This is a genomic window from Candidatus Darwinibacter acetoxidans, from assembly GCF_041936445.1.
Classification (GTDB): domain Bacteria; phylum Bacillota; class Limnochordia; order Darwinibacteriales; family Darwinibacteriaceae; genus DTU010.
The window spans coordinates 1-4,663 of record NZ_JBHGXH010000108.1 but is presented as its reverse complement, the minus strand read 5'-3'; the positions used below and the strand labels follow the sequence as shown (position 1 = coordinate 4,663).

The following is a 4,663-nucleotide window of genomic DNA, read 5'->3' as shown; positions in this document are numbered from 1 at the left end:
TGATAAAAAAACAATGTCCGAAGAGTGCTTTTGCTACAACCCGAAGCCCCGGCGCGGTTTACGGCTGCGCGACATGCTTAAATACTGCGCCGAAAAAGGCATTGAGTTGCCGGAGCTAACAAACGAAGAGGTGGAGCAGTTCTATTATGATGAATGAGGGGCGTTGTTCTTTTTCGACTTCGGCTCCCCCTCAACCGCAATACCGTGAATTTTGGGATCATTAAACCTTATCGGGATCATTTTCTTGCTGTAACATAAGCAGCTGTGCTCATCGTCCCAAAATAGGCCCTGGTGAATAATTCGCCGGGGTTTTTTGTTGGGGATATAGTGCATACCGGCTTCTTTTAAAAATAGCCTGGTATGTTCCCGGCCCAGGCGGATCAGGGTGGGGGTCATCTTCTTTTGGCGTAATATCCAGAGCCGGTTATTTATGCCGACTGTGACGGATTGCTTATCGTTATGTATGGTCCAGTTGGGGTCGTCCAAGTATAAAACCCGCCTTACGAAAAGATAAAATTCGGAGGCGGTTTTATTATATCAAAAAATTGGGCTTGGTGCCCGAAGGAGGAAGGCTCGATGCCTAACTTTTTAATGAATCCGTTTAATGTTTTCGGAAGATGGTTGCCGGTCTGCTTCGCTGATGGCGGTGGGGATTCCGGCGGTGGATCCGGCGGTGGCTTCTCGTCTGCCTATGTCCAGGAGTTGCGTGATGAAGCCGCCAGCTGGCGCACCAAATTACGTGAGGCCGAAAGAGAGCGGGACGAGGTTAAGAGGCAATTGACGACAGCAAATGAAAAAATTGTCGGCCTTGAGGGCCAGAACAAGACACTTCTGGGAAGTGTCTGCGAAGTGCTCCAGCTCGATGCAACCAAAGCTAAGCCGGAGGATATCACGGCCAAGATTAAAGAGGCTATGTCGAGCAGTAATGTCACGGTAGAAAAAGCCCAGGAGGCTTTAAGGAAAGCCGCTTTCATGGCATCTGCTGTTAAGCAGGGTATTCGCAAGGAAGCCCTGGAGGATGCCTACAAGCTAGCTGATTTTTCGGGTGTAAAGGTGGATCTGGAATCCATGACCGTGTTCCCGGTGGACGCGGAAGGTAAGCAGCTCACGCAGGATGACAAGCCAGTCATAGGCCTGGACGCCCTAGTGGAGACCATGGTCAAGGAGAAGAGTTGGCTCCTTGGGACCAGCGGCGGAAGTGGCCAGGTCGGCGGCGGCTCGAACCCGCCTGGCGCGGGCGGCGGCGACGTCAATCCCTGGAAGCCGGAGACCTTCAACTTGACCAACCAGGCGAAGATCCTGCAGGAAAATCCGTCTCTTGCAGCACGTTTAAAACAGGAGGCGGGCGTTAAGTAAAAAAATCATGAGGTGATTTGAGTGACTACTAAGATTGCAGATGTTATTGTTCCCGAGGTATTTAATCCTTACGTAGTTCAGCGGACCATGGAGCTGTCGGCACTGGTCCAGAGTGGCATTGTCCAGAACCTGGCGGAGTTTGATACGCTGGCTTCCGCAGCCGCCCGGACGGTAAACATGCCGTTTTGGCAAGATCTGACCGGCGATGATGAGTTACTGGATGACCAGAACCCCCTGACACCCGGCAAGATCGAAGCGGCCCAGGACGAAGCAGTTATCCTGCGGCGAGGCCGGGCTTGGGGTGCGAACGATTTGGCAGCTAACCTGGCCGGGGATGACCCGATGAAAGCCATCGCGGACCTGGTGGCAGCCTACTGGGCACGGCGCATGCAGGCCATTCTAGTAGCGAAGCTTGCCGGTGTGTTCAGTGCTGCGACTATGGCTGTTAATGTGCACGACATTACTGCGGCGGTGGCGCCTGCATCAAATTGCATTAGCGGTAACACCTTTGTCGATGCGGCCCAGAAGCTGGGCGATGCCAAGGAGCAGCTTACCGGGGTGCTGATGCACAGTGCGACCGAAGCAAGCCTGGCAAAGCAGGACCTGATCGAGACTGAAAGGGATTCCGAAGGTAAGGTTACGATGAAGCTTTTCATGGGTAAGCGCGTAATCGTTGACGATGGCTGCCCGGTAGCGAACAACGGCGATGATTACACCACCTATCTGTTTGGTCCTGGTGCAATTGCTCTTGGTAACGGCAATCCGGTGGGCTTCGTTCCGACTGAAGTGGCGCGGGACAGCTTGGCCGGTGAGGATTTCCTGATTAACCGCAAGACCATGATCCTTCATCCGCGCGGCGTGCGCTGGACTCCTGGTAATGGCGTCCCGGCCGGTGTGTCTCCGAGTAACGTCGAACTTGCGGCAGGTGCTAACTGGACCCGGGTTTACGAGAACAAGGCAATCCGGATCGTGGCGTTTGTTCATAAGCTGGCGTAGCTGCTACAGCTACTATTTCTAAGGCCGGCCTCCGAGACAGCGACCGAGAGGCCGGCCTTATCATTCAAGGAGGTATCGAAACATGCCTAAGAAAAAAAAGGATATCACGGCTTCACAGCGTACCAGGCGTTGGCATGACGGGCTGGCTGCGATTAACGCCGCCGGGGCGGCTAATGACATACCGGACATTTTAGATATCCACGGCAAGAAGTTGGACCTCGATATGGTGTCGTATGGCGGCCTTCGAGACACGACTGCTATAGATGCTGCGGTGTTTGCTGGCAAGCCATACTCTGACCGTGACGACCTGGAGCTAGTGTTCGCGCCTGGGCTCCAACTTCGTGTCGCCATTGAACGCGCCGTGGATGCGCTCAATAGCGCCCAGGCTGCCGAATATCTCGGGGCCGTAACGGCCTACGCCGCGCTGTTTGGTATAGACATGACTAACTACGGCCGCCTGTCTGAGGAAGGGAAGGATAACGTCCACGAGACGGTATTCAACGGGATTCCGTATGCCAACGAGGGGGCAGTGAAAACTGCAGCCGACGGGGCGATTGCGACCGAGATTACGGCTGAGGCCGTCGCCGCAGTCAATGCTGCGGTAGACGCGAACGAGATGGGTGACGCACTGCTCGCATATGCCGATGTGCTCGCTCTACTTATCGGTCCGGGGAGCGACTATGCCGCCCTGGAGGCTGCTGGTCAAGCTGCGGTTATTGGAGCGGTATTATCGGGCAGGCCTGGTGATCCCGGATATGCGAATGCTGCGGCAATTAAGGCGGCCTTTGACGCCGCCGTGGAAGATGAACTTGAGGATCAGGCCGTTGCTGCCGTTAACAGTGCCGATGCAGAAGGGATGGGAGCGGTGCTTCTTGAGTACGCAGTGCCGCTTGGCATTGTTCTAACGGGATATGAAGAGTTGGATGAGACGGGGAAGGATAGTGTCCATACTGCGTTGGTCGGCAAATCTTTTACCGATGCGGCGGCAGTCAAGACTGCCTTTGATGCCGCTGTCACGGCGGCTCAGGGCGAGTAGGTGATGACAGTGAGCGTTAGCAGCACCAATCTCTCAGGCAGCAACGTGACGGCGTTCAATCGGTACAGGCGCTTGGCGGCGGAAAAAGCGCAGGCAGAAAAAGCAAAGAAGGAGGCGGAGGCTAAATGGCAGAAACAGAAACCACAATCACAGTCGGAAAAAACAGCTACATCGACACCGAAGAAGCAAACGAATATTTCGCAGGACGCCTCCACGCCGAAAGCTGGGGGCAAGCAGACAACGAAACCAAAGAAAAAGCCCTCAAGCAAGCAACAAAAATAATCGACCGGCAGCCGTTGAGAGGGCGAAAGACAAATCCGGAGCAGGAGCTGGCTTTCCCCCGATACCTGGATACCGAAATTCCGGTAACGGTCAAGGAAGCCTGCTGTGAAGAGGCACTGGCACTCCTTGAACGTGGCAATAATCAAAGGCGCAAGCTACAGCAGGAAGGGGTACAGTCTTTTTCGCTGGGAAATATGAGCGAAACGTATGCCGCAGGTGCCGGAAAGGGGCTATTAAGCCAGGAGGCAAAGGAATTGCTCCAGCCTTGGTTGTTAGGTGGTGTATTCATAACATGATAAACTACTACCTCAACCAAACCGCAACCTGGCATTGCGTCACCGGCCAGAATGAATACGGTGAACCGGTAACCAGTAGCAAGACAATCAAAGTCCGCTGGGAGGGCAAGCGGAGGCTGGTCCGGGATAATCAGGGCCGGGAGGCTGTGAGCGAAGCCCGGGTGTTCTGCATTGAGCCTGTGAAGCCAGGGGATAAGCTGGAGTATGCCGGCAGGGAGTGGCCGGTAATTGCTGTATCTACAATCCCCGGGCTAGACGGTAACGAAAGCCACAGAGAGGTGGCGATATAATGGCAAAACGTAACCGATGGCGTACTAAAGAGGCGGTTAAGATTGCGGAGAAAGCCGGCTTGAAAGCACTTCGCACCGGCGCAGAGGCAATACTCACGGAGGCCATAGATGAAACGCCGATTGATACCGGGACTTTACGCCGCAGCGGTACCGTAACCGTCGGGGCGCTGCCGGACGGGGCGCAGGTGTATGAATCTGCTGAATCCGGGAGCGACATGAAGGATGCTTTCCCCGGTCCGGAGGGCAAGGAGAAGGCTGTATATATTTCCTTTTCAACTCCCTATGCCCGGCGCCAGCATGAGGAATTGGGTTATAACCACCCCTTGGGCGGTAAAGCCAAATACCTGGAAGATCCGTTTAACCAGATGAAGAAAAAGGTTATCAAGATGGCCGAGCTGCAAATTAAA

The 4,663-nt window shown here is 54.5% G+C and carries 7 protein-coding genes; 6 read left to right on the top strand and 1 reads right to left on the bottom strand.

All coding sequences use genetic code 11. The features are described from left to right. Window positions 1-144: 144 nt before the first annotated feature. Window positions 145-486 (bottom strand): hypothetical protein, encoded by a 342-nt coding sequence (locus ACE4YL_RS03575; protein ID WP_461369239.1) that lies wholly within the window; start codon window positions 484-486, stop codon window positions 145-147. A 90-nt stretch (window positions 487-576) separates the two neighbouring features. Here ACE4YL_RS03575 and ACE4YL_RS03570 point away from each other — a divergent pair, with 90 nt between their 5' ends. The 6 genes from ACE4YL_RS03570 to ACE4YL_RS03545 all read left to right on the top strand — a co-directional run. After that, window positions 577-1,356 carry a hypothetical protein gene (locus ACE4YL_RS03570; protein ID WP_461369238.1) on the top strand — a complete coding sequence of 260 codons (780 nt, stop codon included), beginning with the start codon at window positions 577-579 and terminating at the stop codon, window positions 1,354-1,356. 21 nt (window positions 1,357-1,377) lie between these two features. Beyond that, window positions 1,378-2,352 carry a major capsid protein gene (locus tag ACE4YL_RS03565; protein WP_461369237.1) on the top strand — a complete coding sequence of 325 codons (975 nt, stop codon included), beginning with the start codon at window positions 1,378-1,380 and terminating at the stop codon, window positions 2,350-2,352. An 82-nt stretch (window positions 2,353-2,434) separates the two neighbouring features. Then, window positions 2,435-3,388 (top strand): hypothetical protein, encoded by a 954-nt coding sequence (locus ACE4YL_RS03560; RefSeq protein ID WP_461369236.1) that lies wholly within the window; start codon window positions 2,435-2,437, stop codon window positions 3,386-3,388. Window positions 3,389-3,513: 125 nt separating this feature from the next. Then, a complete protein-coding gene (locus ACE4YL_RS03555) occupies window positions 3,514-3,966 on the top strand; it encodes a DnaT-like ssDNA-binding protein (protein ID WP_461369235.1) in 453 nt (150 codons plus the stop codon). Continuing rightward, a complete protein-coding gene (locus ACE4YL_RS03550) occupies window positions 3,963-4,256 on the top strand; it encodes a hypothetical protein (RefSeq protein WP_461369234.1) in 294 nt (97 codons plus the stop codon). Before ACE4YL_RS03555 ends, ACE4YL_RS03550 begins: the two co-directional genes overlap by 4 nt. Continuing rightward, window positions 4,256-4,663: HK97 gp10 family phage protein (locus ACE4YL_RS03545; protein WP_461369233.1), on the top strand; the 408-nt coding region annotated here is incomplete at its 3' end. The genes ACE4YL_RS03550 and ACE4YL_RS03545, both read left to right, overlap by 1 nt.